We start from the raw sequence: 20736 nt of genomic DNA on the forward strand, positions 1-20736 counted from the left end.
GTTTGAGATGTTGGAGGGGTTTGGAGTTCTGGTTAGCGTCTGACCATTGGCAAGGAGGCCTCGCCCTCGCTGCTGCTTTTTACTGGTCTCTCCCGCAAAGGGCGGGAGCAATTCAGAGTTGGGGCACAAAAAGAAACTCCCGCTTTCGCGGGAGTTTGTGGTTTGCGCTATCAAATGCCGAGAGCCGGTAGCTCGCCCTAGAACTCGCTCCAGTCCTTCGACACAGCGGCATTGCCGTGGGTGAGATAGGAGCGGGCGGCGGTCTTGACGCGGGCCTGGAGGGCGCGGGCGTCGACCGGGGCGGGCTTGCCTTCGGCCGGGACAACGGCGAAGACGTCTACGATCCGGTCCAGTTCGTGGGCCTGTTCGTCGGTCTGCTCGATGGCGGCGTTGATCTGCTGCACCAGCGCCGCATTGTGCTGGGTCATCTGATCCATGGTGCGGACGGCGGTGCGCACTTCTTCGATGGCGCCGGCCTGGATGGAGCTGTCCTTGGCGATTTCGCTCATCAGGGCATTCGAGGAGCGGGCGGCGCTGAGCATGGATTCAAGCTTGGCCGCGGCGTCCGAGACCAGCTTGGAGCCGCTGCCCACCTCACGTGCCGATTTTTCGATCAGCGCCTTGATGTCGGCGGATGCTCCAGCGGCCGATTGCGCCAGACGACGGACTTCGACCGCCACCACGGCAAATCCCCTGCCGGCATCGCCTGCGCGCGCCGCTTCGACTGAAGCGTTGAGCGCCAAAAGGTTTGTCTGGAAGGCGATGTCGTCGATCAAGCCGGTAATGTTGGAAATCTTGCCTGAAGACTGGATGATGCGCTCCATCGCCTCGGTGGCCTGACGCATCACCTGACCGCCCTCTTCGGCGGTACCGGTTACGGTGGCGGCGACCTTTGAGGCCTGGCGGGCGCGATCAACATTGTCCATCACGTTGCTGGCCAGTTGTTCCATCGTCACCGAGGTCTGCTGGATGGCTTCAGCCTGTCGCGCGCTGCGCTCCGCCAGATCGTTGGTGCCGGACAGAATCTCGCCCGTCGCGCTCTTGAGCGAGGTCGAAGTGCCGCGCATCTGGCTGATTACATCGGCCATTTTGTCGGCAACGGCATTGGTGTCGGTGGCCAGGGTCGCGAAGGCGCCGTGATAGGTGCCGTCCATCCGCATGGTGAGATCGGCAGTAGCGATGGCCGACAGCACTTTGCCGGTTTCGGTCAGCCCTTTATCGACGGCGCTGACCAGCGTGTTAACCGAACAGGCCAGCGAGCGCAGGTCGCCTTCCGAAGTGATCGAATCCACGCGCTGGGTGAAATCACCATCCGCTGCGGCGTTGACGACCAGTTCAAAAGAGTTACGCAACTGAGCGACGGTGGCGTCGCGCTGGCGCTGGTAGTCGGTGGTGGCGTGCTGGATTTCGAGCGCCAGCCGCTCGGCGGTGGCGGCGCTTTCTTCAGCAAGGGCCGATTTGGTGTCGGCGAGGTCGATCATCTGCAGCGTATTGCGGGTCATCCACATCAGCGCCAGAGTTTCGATCGCGACGATGCCAACATGGAGGCTAAACCGGCCAAGGCCGCCGCCGCCATAATAGACCAGCTCGGACATGGCCATGCCCACCACCAGATGGTGAATGGCAATCAGCGCAGCGCCGAGCACGATGGCGCGGTTATCGTAGAGCAGTGCACAGATCGCCAGTGCCGCAAAGAACGCCATGTGCATGTCCGACTGCCAAGTATAGCCCTTGGAGGCGATCAGCAATGCCATGACCTGGGCCATCATCACCGAAACGGCGAGATAGCGGAACGTCGCCCCCTTGCGGTTGGCAAGGTAGGCGATGCACAGGGCGGCAAGGCCAGACACGGCAATCACCGTCGCGAGGCCAAACTCGCCCTGCAACAGGCGTTCACTGAGCGTAACGGCAATGGCGAGGCTGGCGGCTGTGGCGCCAACCGCATAGGTGGCCAGATTGCGGATGCTATCGAGGGTCATGAAACAGTACCTGACGGTAGCGCGACAGAGGCACAAAGGCCCCGCGCGGCGATAAAGAACAGCGCGCCAAGTTGGCGAGCGCGAGTTTGGAATTCTTCGTCGGGTGCATAGGCCACGACAATGTTGGATAGGGCCGTTGGGCCGACGACAAGGCCGCCTGCCTGCTGAACCACCGACCATGCGGCGAGTTCATCCGTGTTGGGGGGGAACACGATTGCCATTTCACCGCTGCGCGGTGGGGCCATGGTCGAAGCCAATGCCACTGATGCCGTCGCCAAAGCGAATAGCACAGCCGGCACCAGTGCACGCAGATCCCGAGGGATCGCGCTGGAGGGACGAGATACAGTCAAAAGAACACCGGGGGGGACGAGTTCAATAACCGTAAGTAATAAGTCTAACGTTCTTAACGATTAGATAAAAACACGGATCTGCAAGACCTTGCCCGGTCAGTTGTTGATACGGATAATGCCCCACTCGGCGCTGCTGCAGCTGTCGTCGGAGCAGACGAGGCTAGCCCAGAGCGCGCCGTTGGCAAAGCCGACGCCATCGCTGTTGACGATCAGGTCGGAAAAATCCTGGCTGCTGAGACCGGCCTGGGTTTCCGAGGAGACCAGTGCATCGAAATTGTCGACCAGATCCTGCGGGTCTTCGATTTCGTAGAGTTCGCCATTGGCCGCGATGTCGAGCGGGTAGAAGGCCAGATCGGCGATATTGGTCGGGTTGTCGAACAGGAACGCGTCCTGGATGCTGCCGAACAGTTCGCCAAACTCCTCGGACTGGCCGTGCAGGCTCTCGATCTGCGCCATCACGGCCTCTTCGCTCTGGGCGAAAGCGGGCAGGGTGAGGCTCGAAAGGGCGATAGCGGCTGCAGCGAACGAAACGAGGCGCATGATGGCTCCAGAACAGACTGGCCGCACATTATGCAAATGCCGCAAAAGCGATAGGGGGAATCAGCGGGCGGGGCGTTCGGCCATGACCATGTAGTTGATGCCCATATCCGACGAGCGTTTCCATTCGTCGGCCAGCGGGTGGAACACCACCCCGGTTTCCCCGATCACCTTGAGGCCATTGCGCGTCAGCAGCGTCTTGATTTCTTCGGGCGTCAAAAACTTGTTCCAGTCATGAGTGCCCTTGGGCAACCAGCGCAGAACCTGTTCAGCGGCAAACACGGCAAACATCTTGGCGCGCAGCGTGCGGTTGAGCGTCGCCGTCAGCGTCAGGCCACCGGGTTTGACCAGATCGGCGCAGCTTTTCATGTAGAGCGGCACATTATCGACATGCTCGACCACTTCCATGTTGAGCACCATGTCATAGCGTTCGCCGGCGGCGGCCAGCGCTTCGCTGGTGGTGGCGCGATAGTCGATATCGAGCCCGGATTTTTCGGCATGCAGTTTGGCGATGGCGATATTGCGCTCGGCTGCGTCAACGCCGGTCACCGTCGCGCCCAGCCGGGTCAGTGGCTCACACAACAACCCGCCGCCGCACCCGACATCCAGAATGGTCAGCCCCTCGAACGGGCGCATCGCCGTACCATCACGGCCAAAATGGGCCAGCAGATGTTCGCGGATATAGCCCAGACGCACCGGATTGAACTTGTGCAGCGGCTTGAACTTGCCCTTGGGGTCCCACCACTCCTCGGCCATCGCAGTAAACTTAGCGATCTCGGCATCATTGATGGTCGTGGCGGTCATAGCGGGCTCCGGTACTGCGCCATGTATCGCCCGGCAATTTGACTGGGGCAAGGCGCAGGCACGTCGCAGGAGAGCAGTGCGGTGGCAACACAGGATCCAGACTGGCTGAGTTTGGGCCCGGCTTCCCTGCGTCCCGCATCTGAAGCGACGCTCGAACGCACTTGACCATTTCGCCAAGCGTCGGTCAAACAGCGCTATGAGTACTATTCGATCCATCTGCGTTTATTGCGGTTCTTCCCCCGGCAATGACCCCGCTTATCTCAACGCGGGCGAGCAACTTGGCGCCGCAATTGCGGCAGCAAACATTAAACTGATCTTCGGAGGCGGCACGAACGGCATCATGGGTGCGGTCGCTCGCGGCGTGCTGCAGGCTGGCGGCGAGGTCGGGGCGATTATCCCGCGTTTCCTCACCACGCGGGAAACCACGCACGATGCGATGAAAATTTTTAACGATCTGACCATCGTCGAAACCATGCATGAGCGAAAGCAGTCCATGTTCGACCGCTCCGATGCGTTCGTTGCCTTGCCGGGCGGATTGGGGACTGTCGAAGAGATCATCGAGATCATGACATGGGCGCAGCTTGGCCAGCACAGGAAGCCAATCGTCTTCGCCAATGTCAAAAACTTCTGGGCGCCCATGCTTGGTATGATCGACCATATGGAGAGGGTTGGCTTCCTTCACAGCCGAAGCCTGATTCAGCCAATCGTTGTCGATGAGGTTGAAAACATCGTCGCGGCTATCCAAGCGGCAGCGGTGCCCGAAGCGACTGCCGAAGGCGTTTCCTCGGTCATCGAGAAGATGTAAACTGCCGGCTTCAAGGATCACGGGGGCTCTCCAACATCGGGGTTGTGGAGCTGCTTGACGCCGCGTCTTCGGCTTCCCCATTGATCGCGTCACCGCTTTGTCGTATGTCCCGGCCAAATTTGGAGCGTACCGCCGGGTTCGGTGGAGTTTCGGGGAATGAATTGGCCCGTATAGTCGTAAAGTTCGGTGGCACTTCGGTGGCCAGTGTTGAACGCATCCGCCAGGCTGCGCGCCATGTGAAGCGCGAAGTCGAAGCCGGCAATGAAGTTGCCGTGGTTGTGTCTGCCATGAGTGGCAAAACCAATGAGCTGGTCGGCTGGGTCAATGAAGCCAGCCCGCTCCACGATGCGCGCGAATACGACGCCGTCGTCGCCTCGGGCGAGCAGGTGACGGCGGGCCTGATGGCCATCGTCTTGAGCGAAATGGGCATCCAGTCGCGTTCGTTCGCGGGCTGGCAGGTGCCGATCCATACCGATGACTCCCATGGCGCAGCGCGGATCGTCGATATCGACCCAACCGAACTCGACAAGCGCATGAAGGATGGCTGGGTGCCGGTGATCACCGGTTTCCAGGGCATTTCCCCGCATGGCCGCGTCACGACGCTGGGTCGCGGTGGCTCCGATACGTCGGCGGTGGCGGTGGCAGCGGCGGTCAAGGCTGACCGTTGCGATATCTATACGGATGTGGACGGCGTTTACACCACCGACCCGCGCATCGTGCCCAAGGCGCAGCGCCTGACCAAGATTTCCTTTGAGGAAATGCTGGAAATGGCCTCGCTCGGCGCCAAGGTGCTGATGATTCGTTCGGTCGAAATGGCGATGGCGCATAAGGTGCGCCTGCTGGTTCGCTCGAGTTTTGATGATCCGGATGCGCCGCAGGTGGCGCCCGATGGAACGCCGGGGGTTCCCGGAACGCTCGTTTGCGATGAGGAAGAGATCATGGAAAAGCAGATCGTTTCGGGCGTGACGCTCGCCAAGGCAGAAGCCAAGATCACCCTGCGCGACGTCAAGGACAATCCCGGCGTTGCCGCGGCCATTTTTGGCACGCTGGCCGATCAGGGCATTATCGTCGACATGATCGTGCAGAATATTGCCGATGATGGCGCCACCACCGACATCACGTTTACGGTACCAGACAGCGAATATGACAAGGCTATCAAAACCTTGCAGAACGCCGGCGACCGTATCGAATATGCCCGCCTGTCCGGCTCCAAGGGCGGCGCAAAGGTCTCGGTTGTGGGCGTCGGCATGCGTAGCCACGCTGGCGTTGCATCGTCGATGTTCAAGGCTCTGGCCGACAAGGGCATCAATATTCAGCTGATCACGACCAGTGAAATCAAGACCTCAGTATTGATCGACGAGCAGTATGCCGAGCTTGCGGTTCGCGCTCTGCATACCTATTACGGTTTGGACAAGAAGGACGACTGAGGCCCCGATAAGGGGATTGGGGCCGCGTCCAGCACAGGGGGGCGGCTTTGCGGGTCGTCTGATGAGGGAATGGTCACGTCCATAGGCGGCCCACGGGTGCTGCTGCGGCAGTTGCGCGAGACGATGGCGGAGCCGCTGGCTTCGCAGGCTCGGCTCGACAAGATCGTGGGCCTGATTGCCGACAATATGCGAGCCGACGTGTGCTCGTTTTATGTCCTGCGCGATGACGGCGCGCTGGAGCTGTTCGCCTCCAAGGGCCTCGCGGCCGAAGCCGTCCACATGACCACATTGCGGCTGGGCGAAGGTCTGGTCGGCCTGATTGCTGCCGAAGCCGAGCCGCTGTCGCTTGACGACGCCCCCAGCCATCCCAGTTTTGCCTATCGTCCGGAAACGGGCGAAGACCGCTATAATTCTTTCCTTGGTGTTCCGGTGCTGCGTGCCGGGCAAACGCTGGGCGTTCTGGTGGTGCAGAACTCGGATCATCGCCATTACGGCGAGGATGAAACCGAGGCGATGCTGACTACGGCCACAATCCTGGCCGAGATGATCGCCACCTCGGATTTCGACAATCTGATCAAGCCGGGTTCCGATATCGATCTCAGGCGTCCCCGCATGTTTAACGGCGTCAGCTTCACCGAAGGAATTGCGCTCGGCACCGTGGTGCTGCACGACCCGCGTGTCGTGGTGTCCAATTTCATTGCCGAAGATACCGATGCCGAAAAGGTGCGGCTTGAGACGGCGCTCGAAAAGATGCGCGTGTCGATTGATGCCATGCTCGAGCATGGCGACATGCAGTCGACCTCCGATCACCGCGAGATCCTCGAAACCTATCGCATGTTCGCCAATGACCGGGGCTGGGTGCATCGGCTGACCGAGGCCATCGACAATGGTCTCAGCGCAGAAGCGGCTGTCGAGCGGGTGCAGAACGATACCCGCGCGCGCATGATGCGCCAGACCGATCCCTATATTCGCGACCGGCTGCACGATCTCGACGATCTGGCCAACCGGCTGCTGCGCGTTTTGACCGGCGACGGCCATGTGCTGGGCCGCAAGGAATTGCCCGATAACGCCATTCTGGTCGCCCGCAATATGGGCCCGGCGGAACTGCTCGAATATGACCGCACCAAGCTGCGCGGTCTGGTACTCGAAGAAGGCGGCAACACGGCGCACGTCGCCATCGTCGCGCGGTCGCTGGGCATGGTGGCGGTGGGGCAGGCGCAGTCGATCGTTTCGATGTGCGAAACCGGCGATGACATCATCATCGATGGCACGGCGGGGCTCGTCCATTTGCGGCCGACGCCCGATATCGAGCAGGCCTATGTCGACAAGGTCAAGGTTTCGGCCAAGCGTCGGGCGCATTATGCGGCCCTGCGCGATAAGCCCAGCATTACCAAGGACGGGGTGCAGATCACCCTGCTGCACAATTCGGGCCTGGTCGCCGATCTGCCGATGCTCGACGATACGGGCGCGGCGGGTGTCGGCCTGTTCCGCACCGAACTGCAGTTCATGATCGCCAGCAAACTGCCGCGCCTGCATGAACAGCAGGAGCTTTATGCCGAAGCCATGGCGATTGCCGGCGAGCGCCCCGTGGTGTTCCGCCTGCTCGATATTGGTGGCGACAAGGTGCTGCCTTATCAGCGCGCATCGGTCGAAGAAAACCCGGCCATGGGCTTCCGCTCGATCCGGCTTGGGCTGGAACGGCCGGGCCTGTTGCGCACGCAGATTCGCGCGCTGATCCTAGCGGCCAATGGTCGTCCGCTCAAGATTCTCGTGCCGATGGTCACCGAGACGTTTGAATTCACGCAGACCAAGATGGTCGTGCAGAAGGAAGTCGAGCGGTTGCGGCGGCAGGGCAAGACCTTGCCGAGCCGACTGGAACTGGGCGTGATGGTCGAAGTGCCATCGCTGCTGTTCGAGCTGGACCAGATTTTGCCCGAGGCTGATTTTGTCTCGATTGGCTCCAACGATCTGGTGCAGTTCCTCACCGCATCGGACCGCGCCAATCCACGCGTTGCCAAAAATTACGATCCCATCGGCATGCCGCGCCTGCGCGCCATCCGAATGATCGTGGACGCGGCCAAGCGCTACAATATCCCCATCACCATGTGTGGCGAACTGGCCGGCAAGCCGCTCGAAGCTTTGGCGCTGATGGCGGTGGGCATGACGCGCCTGTCGATGGGGCCGGGCTCGATTGGTCCGATCAAGGAACTGGTGCTCAATCTCGATCTCAGGCCCATCCAGCTAGCGGTGGGTGCCGCTTTGAGCGATGGCGCCGATGGCGTCACCATCCGCCAGTTGCTGCAGGAATGGATCGAAAAGCAGAACCTGCCGGTTTAGGGCTTTTCACCTCTCCCTTTGGGGGAGAGGTCGCCTCTTGAGGCGGGTGAGGGGGCCTTCCACACGCGCCCAACTCCCGAAAAGGCCCCCTCACCCGTCGGCGGAGCCTGTCTTCGTGCGCGAAAGCGACACGGAGGCCGTCGACCTCTCCCCCAAAGGGAGAGGTGAAGAGGCGCCGAACCCTTGCGATGTTGCGCCGTTATCCCTAAAGCGTGGCTGCTCCAGACTTGAAAGACGTATTCCATGGCATCTCTACCCCAGGACAAGCTCGACGCGCTTGAGACGCGGTTCCAGTATGTCGAGGCGGCGCTTTCGGGCGGGGCCGGACCGGATGAGTTCGTCAAATTTTCCAAGGAACACGCCGAGCTGGCGCCGGTAGTCGGCGAGATCCGCGCCTATAACAAGGCGCTGCGCGACCGCGCCGAGGCCGAGACGCTGCTCAAGAGCGGCGACAAGGAAATGGCCGAAATGGCCGCTGCTGAAATCGAAGAGCTCGATGAGCGCATCGATAGCCTGTTCCAGGCCGTGCGCATCCTGTTGCTGCCCAAGGATGAGGCCGACGAAAAGTCGATCATTCTCGAAATTCGTGGCGGCACGGGCGGCGACGAAGCCGCACTCTTCGCGGGCGATCTGTTCCGCATGTATGAGCGCTACGCCGCCGGCCATGGCTGGAAGGTCACCGTGATGGAAGAAAGCCCCGGCGAAATGGGTGGCTTCAAGGAAATCATCGCCAACGTTTCGGGCAAGGGCGTTTATGCCCGCATGAAGTTTGAATCCGGCGTGCACCGCGTGCAGCGCGTGCCGGCGACCGAGGGCTCGGGGCGCATCCATACCTCGGCGGCCACGGTTGCCGTGCTGCCGGAAGTCGAAGACATCGACATCGAAATCCGCACCGAAGACATTCGCATCGACACCATGCGCGCTTCGGGTGCCGGTGGTCAGCACGTCAACACCACGGACTCTGCGGTGCGTATCACTCATATTCCGTCTGGCCTTGTCGTGACCTCGGCGATGAAGTCCCAGCACCAGAACCGCGCGCAGGCGATGATCGTGCTGCGCTCGCGGCTTTATGAAATGCAGCGCGAAGAGCGCGACAGCGCCCGTTCGGCCGAGCGCAAGGGGCAGGTGGGGTCGGGCGATCGCTCCGAACGCATCCGCACCTACAATTTCCCGCAGGGCCGCGTCACCGATCACCGCATTAACCTCACGCTCTACAAGCTCGACAAGGTCATCGCCGGCGAAGCGCTGGACGAGTTGATCGAGGCGTTGATCACCACCAGCCAGGCGGAACAGCTCGCCGCGATGGAAACCTCCAACTGAGCCAGAAGCCAACCATCGGCGCACTCTGGCGCGGTTGGCGCGATGTGCTTGGGCGGCTCGGTTTTGACAGCGCGGCGCTCGACGCCAAGCTACTAACCGGCCATGCCCTCGGCCTCGGCACACTGCAACTGGCCACGCGTGAAAACGACCTTGTGGATGATGCGGCGGCCCAACGCGTCGCGGAACTCTTGCAGCGCCGCATGACCGGCGAGTCCGTCGCCCGCATCATCGGTGAGCGCGAATTTTACGGCCTGCCCTTCGCCCTCAATGCCGCCACGCTCGAACCGCGCCCCGAAACCGAATTGCTGGTCGATCTGGCGCGGGGTGTGCTTCCGGCCGGCGGTCACCTGCTCGATCTGGGCACCGGCAGCGGCTGCATCCCCATCGCCATCCTCGCCAACCAGCCCGATGCGACGGGTATTGCGGTTGATCTCAGCGGAGATGCGCTGATTGCGGCAAAGGCCAATGCGGAACGCAATGGCGTGGCGGAGCGGCTGACATTGCTGCAAGGCAGTTGGTTTGACGCGTTGGCTGAGCACCGGACAGCCCCCTCTCCCCTGAGGGGAGAGGGTTGGGGTGAGGGGTTCAATGCCGGTGCTAATGCTGAGAGTCTGAACCCCTTACCCGCCCCTTCGGGGCGACCTCTCCCCTCAGGGGAGAGGTGGGATCCAGCGCAAAAATTCAACCTCATCGTCTCCAACCCGCCCTACATCACCTCTGCCGTCGTCGAAACCCTTTCCCCCGAGGTCAAAGACTTCGACCCCCGCCTGGCGCTGGATGGTGGGCCCGACGGCCTTGCGCCCTATCGGATCATTGCGGCGCAGGCCAAAACCTGGCTCAAGCCCGGTGGCTGGCTGATGGTCGAGATCGGCTATGACCAGGGGGCGGCGGTCTGTGCTCTGTTTGTGGAAACAAATCTGGAAGATGTGGCGGTGCACCGTGATCTCAATGGTCTTGATCGTGTGGTAGTTGCGCACCACATCTAGTTGGTCTTCTGCACAGCCTGGTGAGGCACCGTAATTAGTGCTGGCAAAGGCGGGGCGAACAATATAGTTTGCTCCTAGCTGTCAACGGTGCTTCATGAGCGCCACGGCGACAAGCCACCCGACAATTCATTGGCTGCACGACGCAGCGCGGTTCCAGCAAAGGCTGGAATTACGCGGGATGGGTTCGGAGCGCCGTCCGACGGTTTCGGTCTTCATGAAGCCAGATAGAGCCGGATTGGGAAGCGTGTGTGCTTCGCTCCGGGGTTGGCCTGGTCAGGCAATGTGCCGATCCGCCAACAGTGTGACGCTTATTTTTCTAGAGTTAGATAAAGCGACCAGATGAGACCCAACAACCAGAATAACAAGAACCGGCAGCGCAGCCGCAATGGTGGACGCAAGCACGTCAACCCATTGTCACGCAGCTTCGAGAGCAATGGTCCGGACGTGAAGGTGCGTGGCAACGCGGCCCATATCGCCGAGAAATATCTCCAGCTGGCGCGCGATGCTCAGTCGAGCGGCGATTCCGTCATGGCTGAGAATTATCTCCAGCATGCCGAGCATTATTTCCGCATCGTTTCGAGTGCGCAGCAGGCCCAGAACGGCCAGCGCCCGGACGGTCAGGATGACGATTTCGACGACGATATGCCCGATATGAATTCGCGCTTCGCCTCGCCCCAGCCACAGGTGCAGCCGCAGCAGCAGTTCACCCAGGGCGAAGGCGACGATCAGGGCGAAGGCGAGCAGCCACGCCAGCAGCAGAACGAACAGCGTCAGCAGCGCCAGGACAATCAGGAAGCTGGCGAACGCCAGCCGCGCCGTGAGCGTCCCCGTCGTGAACGCTTCCGTCCTGAAGGCGAAGTGCAGCAGCAGGTCGTTCAGACCGAAGCCGTTGCCGCCCCTGCACCTGAAGCTGTCGAAGCGCCAGTCGAACAGGCTGTAGCCGTTGAAGCTGAAGGCGAAGCCAAAAAGCCACGTGAGCGCCGCCCACGCCGCCGTCGTCCCGCAGCGGGCGAGGCAGGTGCCGATCTGGCCGATGCCGATCAGCCAGACGTCGGCGAACTCCCGGCCTTCCTCACCGCCGGCACCACCAGCGCCGCTGAGTAAGTCAGATCCAAATTTTAAAAAGGCCGGGCAGCGATGTCCGGCCTTTTGTTTGTGGGCTGCGCAACCGACCCGTTGAAAGAGTGTTCACCGCCAGCCCTCCCCACCCGTCATTACCCGGCCTGTCCGGGTAATCCATCTCTCCACTGTCGCTGGCCGATGGATTGCCCGGACAAGCCGGGCAATGACGATCGATTGGTTGTTTCGCGTGATGGAGTTGCTCCGCATACAGCGCCACGCCCTCGTGGTTCGAGGCTCGTGAAGAACGCGCACCTCACCATGAGGGCGTGCCCGCACTCCCATCCCCCCCCAAAAAAACTTATCCCCCCACCCAAAACCACGCGCATACTCCATCCCGTTGCCCACGTCAGAGCCCAGTCATGACGAGTGATGGTCGTGGGAATTGCCGGGGAGGAGGGGTCGCCTTCCTCGTGCGGGTTGGAAACTCGGCAGCCGCGCCTGCAATAATGGTAGCGCCTGAACCGGACCTGTTCGAAATCCCGGTATGGTGGCGAGGCAGCAGTCTCACTCCCAATACTAGATCGAGGCTGATGCCTCGCCACCATCGCTCTATCTCGAAAACCGCAAGGCAGGCGGCGCTTTTGCACGCCCGGTAAAACGATATCGCCCGATGCGCCACGCGCCTCTTTTCGTGCGCGAAACACTTCCCATATATCTCCTTGTGATGGGGCAGCGCTGCCGAGCAGGCGTTTCATCGCACGACGCTTCCGCCGTTTGTCTGGCGCCTCCAATGGGCCGGGCTGCGGGCGAGACAAGGAGAGTTGAATTGAATATCGAGAAATACACCGAACGCGCTCGCGGCTTCATCCAGAGTGCGCAGACCATCGCGCTGGGCAAGGGCCACCAGCAATTCGCACCGATCCATTTGCTGAAGGTTTTGCTCGACGACGATCAGGGCATGGCCAATGGCTTGATCGAGCGCGCCGGGGGCGATCCCAAGGCAGCGCGGGCGGGCGTTGAAGCTGCCATTGCCAAAATTCCATCCGTCTCCGGTGACGGCAGCCAGCTGTATCTGAGCCGCGAATTGGCGCGTGTGTTCGACACGGCCGAAAGCGCCGCCCAGAAGGCCGGCGACAGCTATGTCACCGTCGAGCGCCTGCTCTTGGCGCTGGTTGTTGAAAAGGACACCGACGCAGGCAAGATCCTCAGTTCCGCCGGCGTCACGCCACAGGGGCTGAACTCTGCCATCGAAGCCATTCGCAAGGGGCGCAATGCCGACTCGGCGACGGCCGAAAACAGCTATGACGCGCTCAAGAAATATGCCCGCGACCTGACGCAGGATGTGCGCGAAGGCAAGCTCGACCCAGTGATCGGTCGTGACGAAGAAATTCGCCGCACCATTCAGGTTCTGTCGCGCCGCACCAAGAACAATCCCGTGCTGATCGGCGAACCCGGCGTCGGCAAGACCGCCATCGCCGAGGGCCTCGCTATCCGTATCGTCAATGGCGACGTGCCGGAATCGCTGAAAAACAAGTCGCTGCTGTCGCTCGACATGGGCGCGCTGATTGCCGGCGCGAAATATCGCGGCGAGTTTGAGGAGCGCCTCAAATCCGTCCTCAGCGAAGTTACGTCTTCGGATGGGCAGATCATTTTGTTCATCGACGAAATGCACACGCTGGTCGGTGCCGGCAAGGCCGATGGCGCGATGGACGCGTCCAATCTGCTCAAGCCTGCGCTGGCCCGTGGCGAGCTGCATTGCGTTGGCGCGACCACGCTCGACGAATATCGCAAGCATGTCGAAAAGGACCCGGCGCTGGCCCGTCGTTTCCAGCCGGTTTTTGTCGACGAGCCAACGGTGGAAGACACCATTTCGATCCTGCGCGGGCTCAAGGAAAAATACGAGCTGCATCACGGCATCCGGATTTCGGACTCGGCTTTGGTGAGCGCTGCGACCTTGTCGAACCGTTATATCACCGACCGCTTTCTGCCCGACAAGGCCATCGACCTGATGGACGAAGCGGCAGCGCGTCTGCGCATGGCGGTCGACAGCAAGCCTGAAGCTTTGGACGAACTTGATCGCCGCATCATGCAGCTCAAGATCGAGCGCGAAGCCTTGCGCAAGGAAGACGATGACGGCTCGCGCTCCCGGTTCGACCGGCTCGAAAATGAATTGGCCACGCTTGAAGAGCAGGCCCAGGTCATGTCGTCCAAATGGCTGTCGGAAAAGGAACGCCTGCAGGGTAGCCAGAAGCTCAAGGAAGCTTTGGACACCGCCCGCAGCCAGCTCGAAATCGCGCAGCGTCAGGGTGACCTGGCTAAGGCCGGCGAGCTTGCCTATGGCGTCATCCCCGAACTCGAAAAGAAGATCAAGACGGCAGAAGACGGCAATGGCGATGGCAAACCCGATCCGCTGATGGCCGCCGAAGTCGTGACGCCAAGCGATATTGCTCAGGTCGTGTCACGCTGGACGGGTATTCCCGTCGACCGGATGCTCGAAGGCGAGCGCGACAAGCTGCTCAAGATGGAAGAGACCCTCGGTGCGCGCGTCGTCGGGCAGTCCGAAGCCGTTGCGGCGGTGGCCAAAGCCGTGCGTCGCTCGCGGGCAGGCCTACAGGATCCGAACCGGCCGATCGGCTCGTTCATGTTCCTCGGGCCAACCGGCGTCGGCAAGACCGAGCTGACCAAGTCGCTGGCCCAGTTCCTGTTCGATGACGAGACCGCCATGGTGCGGCTCGACATGAGCGAGTTCATGGAAAAGCACTCGGTGGCCCGCCTGATCGGCGCGCCTCCCGGTTATGTCGGCTATGACGAAGGTGGTGTGCTGACCGAAGCCGTGCGGCGTCGGCCCTATCAGGTCGTGCTGTTTGACGAAATCGAGAAGGCGCATCCCGATGTCTTCAACATCCTGTTGCAGGTGCTCGATGATGGCCGGCTGACGGACGGGCAGGGGCGCACGGTCGATTTCCGCAATACCGTGATCATCCTGACCTCCAACCTTGGTTCGGAATATCTCGTCGACCTCAAGGATGGTGAGTCGGTCGAGCTGGTGCGCGGCAAGGTGCTCGATATGGTCAAGTCGTCCTTCCGCCCCGAGTTCCTGAACCGGATCGACGAAATCCTGCTGTTCCACCGGCTGGGCCGCGAACATATGGGTTCGATTGTCGATATCCAGTTCGGACGCCTGACGCATCTGCTCAAGGATCGCGACATCAAGCTAGAACTCACCCCCAAGGCCCGCGAATGGCTGGCCAATGAGGGGTATGATCCCGCCTATGGTGCCCGCCCGCTCAAGCGCGTCATTCAGCGCGAAGTGCAGGATGGTCTGGCCGACGAAATTCTCGCCGGTCAGGTCAGCGACGGCAGTCGCGTGCTGGTCGATGCCGATGATGAGGGCATCATCCTGCTCCCCGGCGGATCGGCGGAAGCTGACGCCGCTGCATAATTCAAAAGGCCGGTCGCAAGACCGGCCTTTTTTCTGTCAGTCCGCTGCGGCCAACCGGTCGAGCGCATCGGCAGCATCGGTGCTGCCGGCTTCTTCGGCCTGTTCGTACAGATCGGTAGCGCGCGCTTTATCCGCCGTCACGCCCTTGCCGTTTTCATACATGCCGCCCAGCAGATAGAGCCCGTAGGAACTGCCGGCGGTCGCCGCCTTGCCCATCCATTTGAGGGCTTTGTTGTAATCCTGTTTGACGCCAAGCCCTTCGGCATAGAGGTTGCCGATATTGGCCAGCGCCACAGTTGACCCCGCATCGGCCGCCTTGTGGTACCATCCCATGGCGAGGTCGTAGTTCTGGTCAAGGCCTTCGCCGGATTCGTAGCTGACCGCGAGATTGTTCATGCCGCCGGAATCGCCCTTTGCGGCAGCGCTCATGAACAGTTGCGCAGCGCGCTCGTCGTTTTCGGCAATGCCATTGCCGTCGGCATAGAGAATGCCGAGGTTCACTTGCGCGACGGCCATGCCCTGTTTGGCGGCGGCGCCATAAAGTTTGGCGGCGCGGGGCAGGTCTTTTGCCACGCCTTGGCCGCGCTCATAGCTGACGCCGAGGCTGTTTTGGCCCGGCGCAAACCCGGCGGCAGAGGAGGAGGCCAGCAATTCCACGCCGCGCTTTTCATCGACCGGCGTACCGCCAAGGCCATCGATCAGAATGTCGCCCAGCATTTGCTGGGCCAGCGGATTGCCCGCAGCGGCGGCCGGCTCGAGCAGCACGATGGCTTCGGCATATTCGCTGTAATAGAAATGGATCCGCGCCAGCCAAGCCTTGGCCTGATTGGAATCAGGGCTGGCTTGGATGGCCGTTTTACAGACGTCTTCGGCTCTATTGAGCTGAACATCCCGCATTTCAACGCCGGTGTCGTGATAGCCCTCTTCAAATGGGCTGGCCAGCAAGGCGCCACAATCGGCGACTTCATCGGCATTGGCCTGCAGCACACAAGTGGTGAGCAGCAATCCGGCAAGCAAAAGCACTTTGCGTGATTTGCCCAAGGGCAGATAATGCATCAAGTCACTCCCTCATCATTTGCCGGCCCCCGCTATGCGGCAGTTCTCGCAGGCCAGCCTATGCTGCCCCAACAAGACTTGCACCTGGGATGTGACGGATATATGGAAAGTGAACAGCGGAACATATAACGAACAAAGGGGTGCGCCGATGAGCGACCAGATTGACTATATCGAGTTTCCATCGACCGATAGGGCCGCCAGCAGCAGCTTCTTTAAGGCTGCGTTTGGCTGGGGCGCCGTCAGCTATGGTCCAGATTATGACGGGCTCACCGATGCGGGCGTCGACGGTGGCGTCGATCAGGCCCAAGATCGCGTCGCCAGCACCATGGCCATCGTTCGCACCGCCGACCTCGACGATGCCGAGCGCCGTGTGATCGCCGCCGGCGGCACCATCACCAAGGCGCAGTTTGATTTCCCGGGCGGTCGGCGGTTCCATTTCCGCGAACCCGGCGGCAATGAGTTGGCAGTTTGGACGGCGCACGAATAGGCTAGCCCTCGGACAGAACCGGAATCCCCATGAGCCAGGACATCGCCTCCCCCCAAAGCCGCCAATTCGTTTTGGTGGCAGCCATTCTTGCATCCAGCATGGCCTTCATCGACGGATCGGTGATTTCCATCGCCATCCCGGCCATTCGCGCCGACCTCGGCGCATCGCTGGCCGAGGCGCAGTGGGTCAGCAATGGCTACTTGCTGTTTCTGTCCGCGCTGATCCTGCTCGGGGGCGCCGCCGGCGACCGGTTCGGTCTGCGCAAGGTGTTCGGGCTGGGCATTGTCGCCTTTGTCGTCGCATCCATCGCCTGCGCCATCGCGCCGACGCCCTATATGCTGGTTGTCGCCCGCGCGGTGCAGGGCATCGGCGCGGCCTTCATGGTGCCGGGCAGCCTCGCCATCATCGCCAAAGCCTATCCGCGCGAAGAGCGGGGCAGGGCAATCGGCATTTGGGCGGCGGCGTCTTCGCTGACGTCCATCGCCGGCCCGATCATCGGTGGCTTCGTGCTGACCGCTCTGGGCGACTGGAGCTGGCGGCTGGTGTTTGCGGTCAACCTGCCGTTGGGGCTGGCCGCGCTGGCGCTGCTCTGGCTCAAGGTGGCCGCCGACAAGGCCGAACCCGGCCGCCGCCTCGATGTTGTCGGCGCCGTATTGGCGACCGTGTCGCTGATGCTGATTGCCTTTGGCCTCACCGGCGATGGCAGCGACAGCCTACCGCCGCTTTCACACACCATTCTTTGGTCGGGCGCTGGCCTCGTGGTCGGCGCTGCATTTCTGGTGTGGGAAGCTCGGAGCAACGCGCCGATGCTGCCGTTGCGGCTCTTTGCCAGCAAAGCCTTCTCGGGCGCCAACGCTTTGACCTTCGCGCTCTATTTCGCGCTGGGCGGCACCATGTTCTTCTTGCCCATGACCATGATCGGCGGCTGGGGTCAGTCCCCGGCCACAGTTTCGCTAGCGCTGCTGCCGCTCGGTATCGCGCTGACCATATTGTCGTCATTCAGCGGCAAATGGGCCGACCGGTTCGGCCCAGGACCACTGATCGCGCTTGGGTCACTGATTGTTGCCGCAGCCTTCACCGGCTTGGGCCTCACCGCGCCGCTCCACAATGTGTGGTTCGCTGTGCTGCCCTGCATCGTGCTGTTGGGGCTGGGCATGGGGCTCGTGGTGTCGCCGCTTTCAACCGCTGTCATGACATCGGTGGATGATAGCGACACCGGCGTGGCGTCCGGCGTCAACAATGCCGTGGCGCGTGTCGCCGGTCTCGTCGCCATTGCTCTACTGGGTGTGGTCGTCGCCTCGGTATTCGAACAGTCGCTGGGAAGCGCCGCAGAGCTACCGGTGTTTTTTGGCCTGCCGGCTCCGGGGCTCAACGCCGAGGACGAAGCCTTGCGGCTCGCGGCAACCGACGCGGCATTTGCCGCAGTCGCCTATGTCACCGCCGCACTGAGCGTCGTCTCGGCAATCGTTGCCTGGGTGACGCTTGAGCGCAAGTTGGGCTAGGGCGTCGCTGTCGCGCCAGCGGCCGTTGCCGCTTGAGCCACATTGACCGGCGCCGGGTCGCGTTTCATCAGATCGTTGATCTGGGCGATGGTCTGGTTGAACCGCGCCTCATACTGCTGGGGCAGCACGCTATCCTTGGGTAACTTGACGCTCAGCGGATCGACCAGATTGCCGTTGATCTTGATCTCAAAATGCAGGTGCGGGCCGGTCGACTGGCCCGTCGAGCCGACATAGCCGATCACCTGGCCCTGGCGGACCCGGCTGCCAACGCCCAGGCCGTCGGCATAGCGGGACATGTGGCCGTAGGCGGTCTCATAGCCGTTGACGTGCTTGATCTCGACCTTGTTGCCGTAGCCGGACTGCCATTTGTAATATTCGATGACGCCATCGCCTGCAGCATAGATCGGCGTGCCGCTGCGGGCGGCCAGATCGACGCCGGTATGGAGACGGCGGGTCTTGAAAATGGGATGGATGCGATAGCCAAAGCGCGAGCGTAGCGTACCGCCGCCCTCGAGCGGACGGCGTGTCAGGAAGCGTTTGCCGGTTTCGCCGTCTGGATCATAGAAGTCGATGACGCCGTCATCGGTGCCAAAGCGATAAAGTCGGCGCGTCGTGCTGCCCAATGTCAGGCCGACATAGAGCAGTTCGGTGCGGCCGGTCGCGTCTGGCGCGGATTCCAGGATTTCGATGGCATCGCCAGCCGCAATGCGCTTGGTCATGTCCACGTCATAGGCGAACATGCCGATGATGCGCTGGATGGTTGCGTCGTCGAGATCATGCTTGCGGCCGGTTTCCCAGATCGAGCGATAAACACTCGGCAGGTTGGCGACGTTGACCTCTTCGGTGTCTTCCTCCGGGAAAACGATTTCGGCCGGCGCCAGACCCAGAACGTATTGTCCCTTGTCGGTCAGCGCCACGGTGGCCCGATGCACGTCGGAATTGCTGCCGTTATCGTGCAGATAGATGCTCATCCGATAAGGGATAAGCGTGTTGGAGGTGCGCGACGGTCCAAACAGAATACGCAGACGCGCGCCAACCGGCAGTTCGGTCGATGGGAAGACGTTTTGCAGCGTCCCGTCGATGGCCTGGATCATCGCATCAGTAAAACCATTGCGGCGCAGCACTTCATTGAGCGGGGTGCGCTCTTTAACAGTCAGGATACGCTCGGACCGACCGAGCGAGGTTTCCGCTGCCACGGTCTTTTTGGGAACGATGGTCACATTCTCGGCGATACCGCCAAGTGTGCCATTGCCAGCAGTCATGCCAAGGTCACGCACCGTCGGGCCGAGGGCCGCATAGGCGAGAGTAGGCGTGGACTCGTCATCATAGAAAGTGGCTTCGACCACGGCCCGGACATATTCGGCGGCCGACTGATCGGAAATGGCGCGCGGCGGCACAAAGGTCATCGGCATGGCGGCGAGCTTGACCGCCACTTCGCCCTCAACCTCTGCACCATAGACATCTGTATTGATGTCGGCGGCGTTGGGGTTGGCCTCGATGGGCTGCGTCGCATTGAGAATGGCGACCGGATCATAGTCAGGCACGCCATCCGACAAAGATGTCGGTGCCGTTGCCAGCGTGGCGCGGATACGGATGAAGGGCTGGTTGCGGATCATGTCGCGGCCATCGACCGTTTCACGGATCGAGGCTTCAATAACCTCAAGATCGGAACGGGTGGCGGTGACAGGGCGCAGGCGGGATGATTTGGCGGCAAGATCGGTCGGGGTCAGCGCGTCGGCTTTTGGGCGCGAGATCTGCAGCGCTTCATAGGCAGTAGAGAAGGTGTCCTGTCCCTGGAAGGATACATAGAGAGCGGCACCCATCAGCAGCACGCTGGTGAGGCCTGTCATCACAGTACCGGTCAACCAGGCAAAGCTCAGCTCGCGGCCATGGGGAATTTCGCCATCGGTAGATTGTACCGTCAGGGCCGGGCTGTCTTCAAAGCCCGTGGCCTTGAGCAGTGCGGCATGGCGATTTCTCTGCGCTGCGTTCAACGCACCATCCTTTGATGTTTCACAACACTACCCATCAAGGGCAAGAGCCGGCACCTCTCTATATAAGAGGGCGACGCACCGGCACGCGTGCGCGGAGTCTATATCAATAGGTACAGCTGATCCAAAAAAAATGCGGCGAAACTGCGGGGAGGGGGCCCAATGAGCCAAATGAGAGGGTGATGGAGAGGGGCCGACACCGATCGGCGGCGAGCTCGTGCTCTATAAAGAGGGGTGGTGGAGCGCTTTGGGGCAAGCCATTGAACTGGAGGCAAAAAACACCATATTCGTCACTCCAGCGGGAAAGCCCTGTAATCCCTTGTGGTTTGGTCGAGTTTTCCACACCACGGCTTTGGCAAAATTGAGAAAATGACGGTTTTGTCTTTTTGGGGGTTCCCAATCTCAAAGTCTGCCCCTATAACCCGGTCATCGCTTCAGAGCGCGGCGCCAAACGGCGGCGGGCACCGAAGCAAGCCTCTGAAATAGCAAAGAAATTTGATGTTTCAGTTTTCAGTTTCTGGATCGCAAGAAGAAATTCTGAATGATCTGAAAAATGGAAAATAGGTTGTTGACAGACTTAGGTGTCTCGATTACAACCCGGCCACGTTGACGACGCTGAGAGATGAAATTCTCTCCCACAGTTCGACGTTT

Annotated in this window: 15 protein-coding genes; 9 read left to right on the forward strand and 6 right to left on the reverse strand. The window is 61.2% G+C overall.

Annotation, left to right across the window (positions count from 1 at the left end; genetic code table 11):
• Positions 1-197 precede the first annotated feature (197 nt).
• The 4 genes from ABIE28_RS20995 to ubiG all read right to left on the reverse strand — a co-directional run bounded on the left by ABIE28_RS20995 (position 198) and on the right by ubiG (position 3670).
• Complete coding sequence (locus ABIE28_RS20995; protein WP_354066348.1) at positions 198-1979, reverse strand: methyl-accepting chemotaxis protein; 1782 nt, start codon at positions 1977-1979, stop codon at positions 198-200.
• The gene (locus ABIE28_RS21000; protein ID WP_354066349.1) at positions 1976-2200 is read right to left on the reverse strand and encodes a hypothetical protein; all 225 of its coding nucleotides are present in this window, start codon (positions 2198-2200) and stop codon (positions 1976-1978) included. Before ABIE28_RS21000 ends, ABIE28_RS20995 begins: the two co-directional genes overlap by 4 nt.
• 225 nt (positions 2201-2425) lie before the next feature.
• On the reverse strand, positions 2426-2869 hold the full coding sequence (locus ABIE28_RS21005) for a hypothetical protein (protein ID WP_354066350.1): 444 nt from the start codon (positions 2867-2869) through the stop codon (positions 2426-2428).
• Between the two features lie 60 nt (positions 2870-2929).
• A complete protein-coding gene (gene ubiG, locus ABIE28_RS21010) occupies positions 2930-3670 on the reverse strand; it encodes a bifunctional 2-polyprenyl-6-hydroxyphenol methylase/3-demethylubiquinol 3-O-methyltransferase UbiG (RefSeq protein WP_354066351.1) in 741 nt (246 codons plus the stop codon).
• 196 nt (positions 3671-3866) lie between these two features.
• Here ubiG and ABIE28_RS21015 point away from each other — a divergent pair, with 196 nt between their 5' ends.
• From ABIE28_RS21015 to clpB, 7 genes are all read left to right on the forward strand, one after another.
• Positions 3867-4475: an LOG family protein gene (locus ABIE28_RS21015; protein WP_354066352.1), complete on the forward strand. Its 609-nt coding sequence runs from the start codon at positions 3867-3869 to the stop codon at positions 4473-4475.
• Positions 4476-4636: 161 nt separating this feature from the next.
• Complete coding sequence (locus ABIE28_RS21020) at positions 4637-5902, forward strand: aspartate kinase (protein ID WP_354066353.1); 1266 nt, start codon at positions 4637-4639, stop codon at positions 5900-5902.
• A gap of 69 nt (positions 5903-5971) precedes the next feature.
• Positions 5972-8239 carry a phosphoenolpyruvate--protein phosphotransferase gene (gene ptsP / locus ABIE28_RS21025; protein ID WP_354066354.1) on the forward strand — a complete coding sequence of 756 codons (2268 nt, stop codon included), beginning with the start codon at positions 5972-5974 and terminating at the stop codon, positions 8237-8239.
• A 243-nt stretch (positions 8240-8482) separates the two neighbouring features.
• Positions 8483-9559 (forward strand): peptide chain release factor 1, encoded by a 1077-nt coding sequence (gene prfA, locus ABIE28_RS21030; RefSeq protein WP_354066355.1) that lies wholly within the window; start codon positions 8483-8485, stop codon positions 9557-9559.
• Between the two features lie 14 nt (positions 9560-9573).
• The gene (locus tag ABIE28_RS21035; protein WP_354066488.1) at positions 9574-10545 is read left to right on the forward strand and encodes a N5-glutamine methyltransferase family protein; all 972 of its coding nucleotides are present in this window, start codon (positions 9574-9576) and stop codon (positions 10543-10545) included.
• Between the two features lie 339 nt (positions 10546-10884).
• Positions 10885-11649, forward strand: coding sequence for a DUF4167 domain-containing protein (locus ABIE28_RS21040; RefSeq protein ID WP_354066356.1), 765 nt, complete (start codon positions 10885-10887; stop codon positions 11647-11649).
• Positions 11650-12433: 784 nt separating this feature from the next.
• Positions 12434-15049, forward strand: coding sequence for an ATP-dependent chaperone ClpB (gene clpB, locus ABIE28_RS21045; RefSeq protein ID WP_354066357.1), 2616 nt, complete (start codon positions 12434-12436; stop codon positions 15047-15049).
• Between the two features lie 36 nt (positions 15050-15085).
• Here clpB and ABIE28_RS21050 read toward each other — a convergent pair whose 3' ends face one another.
• Complete coding sequence (locus ABIE28_RS21050; protein ID WP_354066358.1) at positions 15086-16105, reverse strand: tetratricopeptide repeat protein; 1020 nt, start codon at positions 16103-16105, stop codon at positions 15086-15088.
• Between the two features lie 148 nt (positions 16106-16253).
• Between ABIE28_RS21050 and ABIE28_RS21055 the strand changes: the two genes are divergently transcribed.
• Together ABIE28_RS21055 and ABIE28_RS21060 are read left to right on the forward strand one after the other, a co-directional pair.
• Positions 16254-16592: a VOC family protein gene (locus ABIE28_RS21055; RefSeq protein ID WP_354066359.1), complete on the forward strand. Its 339-nt coding sequence runs from the start codon at positions 16254-16256 to the stop codon at positions 16590-16592.
• Positions 16593-16621: 29 nt separating this feature from the next.
• Positions 16622-18094, forward strand: coding sequence for an MFS transporter (locus ABIE28_RS21060; RefSeq protein WP_354066360.1), 1473 nt, complete (start codon positions 16622-16624; stop codon positions 18092-18094).
• On the opposite strand, the gene ABIE28_RS21065 is transcribed toward ABIE28_RS21060, so the two are convergent.
• The gene (locus ABIE28_RS21065; RefSeq protein WP_354066361.1) at positions 18091-20088 is read right to left on the reverse strand and encodes a M23 family metallopeptidase; all 1998 of its coding nucleotides are present in this window, start codon (positions 20086-20088) and stop codon (positions 18091-18093) included. The two genes, ABIE28_RS21060 and ABIE28_RS21065, sit on opposite strands and share 4 nt — an antisense overlap.
• Positions 20089-20736: the final 648 nt, after the last annotated feature.

The sequence above is a fragment of the Devosia sp. 2618 genome (genome assembly GCF_040546815.1).
Classification (GTDB): Bacteria; Pseudomonadota; Alphaproteobacteria; order Rhizobiales; family Devosiaceae; genus Devosia.